This window comes from Streptomyces nanshensis (assembly GCF_001751255.1).
In the GTDB taxonomy this organism is placed as follows: domain Bacteria; phylum Actinomycetota; class Actinomycetes; order Streptomycetales; family Streptomycetaceae; genus Streptomyces; species Streptomyces nanshensis_A.
Window position 1 is genome coordinate 1 of the sequence record NZ_LJGW01000170.1, and the last position, 2602, is coordinate 2602.

Annotated in this window: 1 protein-coding gene and 1 pseudogene; both read left to right on the forward strand. The window is 75.5% G+C overall.

Annotated elements, in window-relative coordinates:
• Positions 1-505, forward strand: a pseudogene (locus tag AN218_RS34340) (HEAT repeat domain-containing protein); the annotation flags it as partial.
• A 240-nt stretch (positions 506-745) separates the two neighbouring features.
• Entirely contained in the window at positions 746-2311 is a 1566-nt protein-coding gene (locus tag AN218_RS10700) for a hypothetical protein (RefSeq protein WP_079132026.1), read from the forward strand.
• Positions 2312-2602: the final 291 nt, after the last annotated feature.

Genomic DNA, 2602 nt, shown 5'->3' on the forward strand with positions numbered 1-2602 from the left:
TGCCCGCGGGGCTGCGGAGCGTGGCCGCCGAGATGCTCGCGTGCTGCGGCGGCGCCCAGGACGCCTCCGCCGTGCTCGGCGCGCTGCGCCGCACCGTACGTACGGAGGGCCCGGACGCCGACGGGCTGTGGCCGCTGGTGGACGGCGTGGGCCGCCTCGGCGTCGAGTGCGCGGCGCCGGTGCTGCGGCACATCTACCGGGAGACGGCCTCCTCGCAGTTGCGCGGCCGCGCGGCCGGAGCGCTCGCCCTGACGGACCCCTCTTTCGCGGCGGGCTTCGCCGTGGAATGCCTGTGGGACTGCGAGGAGACGACTCGCGCGCTCGCCGCGGAGTCCGCCGCGACCGGGGACGAGNCGCGCTGGCCGCGGAGTACGCGGCGACCGGCGACGAACGCGTCGTGGAACGGCTGCGCAGGCTCGCCGCCGACCCCGCCGAGGAGGCCGGGGTGCAGAGCGCCGTACGCGGGCGGCTCAGCCCGGAGGCGGGGGCGGACGCCGGGCGCTGAGACGGCGGCTGCCGGGAGACGGTGCGACTCGCGGCGGCGGGGCGAAGTCCCGTACGGGCCGGGCGCGTCCAGGCCCGTTCATGCCTGTCCAGGAGCTGACGGGGCGCCGCCGCGCCGCGCCGCGTGAACTGCCGTCAGAGGGCGCACAGTCGGCGGCGAGCACCGGCAACGCGCTGGTGACGTAAGCGACATACGGGGCCGATTCGGGCGCTGTCACCGCCACCGCATAGTGTGTCCGTCGTGACTGAGCACGCCCCGCCGATCCTCCCCTCCCCGGCACCCGGCCCCGCGGCCGACGAGGGCCTCGCGCGCCGTCTCCGCGCCCTGGCCTGCACGGCGCCGCTGCACGACCTGGACGTCCGCAAGGCCAACCTCGCGGGGGAGTACAGCACGTACGCGATGGCGGAGGTGGCCCTCAGCGCCATCGATCTGGTCACCCTTCAGATGGACTTCGACACCGGCGCCGACCACGAGGACGTCGTGGCGCGGCTGCTGCCCCGCGTCGCCGCGCAGGCCCCGGACCGCCCGGCCGCCGAACACGAGCGCGTGGCCCGCTGGGTGCTGGAGAGCCTGCTGAACGTCGGCAGCGTCGACCGCGGATTCCGCGCCGTGTACGGCACGTTCGGGCCGGAGGGCTCCTATGTGCGCCGCGACTACGACTTCAAGCTCATCGAGGAGGTCCCCGGTCCCGGTGGCAGCGTCTATCTCCGTACGACCGACGAGGCCGTCAACGTCCTGGTCGGCGCCCTCGACACGGACGTCACCAGCGCCCAGATCGCGGCGGAGGTCAAGCTGGAGGTGCTCATCAGCCGCGGCCGCCTCGCCGACGCCCAACTCGCCGCCGAGCAGGCCCGTTACCGCACGGTGCAGTACGCCGAGACGCTGCGCCGCACCCTGGAGGCCACCCGGCGCGACGTGCGCGCGGTCGACTGGCTGAGCACCGTGCCCGACATGATCACCGAGGCCCTGGAACACGTCGCCGAGCGGTACCGGCATGAGAACGCCATCCTCACCAACATCCGCCGCGCCCGCGACGACGCGGCCGCCGAGCGCGGCCCGGACCACAAGCGCCGCGCGGCCGAACTGGTCGACATCGTCAAGGACTGCATCCGCCGCCACACCCAGCTCCAGTCGCGGCTGCTCGCGGCCGGTCCGCTCTTCCGCGCCGAGCAGGACCGGCAGGCGTTCGCACCGCCCGCCGCCCGCGCCGGGCTCGATCTGTACGGCCAACTCCTCGCGCCGCTGCTGCCGTTGCCGGTGGAGCGCGCGGCGGCCGTCACCGACGCCTTCTTCGCGCGCGGCGCCGGGCTGCGCACCCCCGGCGCCGTACGTCTCGGTGATCTGACGGAGATGCTGCTCACCCCGCCCGCGCCGCGCGAGCACCTCGGAGCGGAGATGCCGGAGCCGGATCTGATCGCCACCCCCGACGACAGCAGATTCAGCGAGGAGCAGCTCGAATCGGCCATGGAGCTGCTGGATCTGCCCGCCGACGCGCCGCGCCGCTTGTCCGGCCTGCTGGCCGACGCCCGGCGCCGCGATCCCGAACTGCCCTATCTGGTCTCGCTGCTGGCGGTGCACGCCGCCAGCCCGCCGGTGGGCACGGCCTACCGGCAGGGCGAGCGCCGGCTCCTCTTCGCGGTGGACGACGGGGAGGAGCTGGACGACGAGGAGTTCGGGGGAGCGGACCTCGTCGTCGGTACGGCGGTGCTGGACGCCGAGGGGATGGCGTCCGGCCGCGAGGACCGGGAGGCCCGTGAAGCCCGTGAAGGGCGCGACGGTCGCGACGACCGGGAGGGAGCCGCGTGAGTCTCCGCCGCAGGACGGCGCGGTGGGGCGGCCTCGCCGCGCCCCGTACATGTCCGCTGCCAACCGCCGTACGGGGCCGGGCAGTTCGGGCTCGCGGACGCGCGGCCGTGCCCGCACCCGCCCCCGTGCCCGCCGCCCTGGCTCCGTCCGTGTCCCGCCCCGAGATCCCGTCCCGAGCCGCAGGAGTGACGCACCCGTGACCGAGCACCACCACGACGACGGCACCGCCGCCGGGGCGTCCGAGTCCGCCGCACCGCTCGCGGCGCCGGCGCCCTTCGAGACCGGACAGAG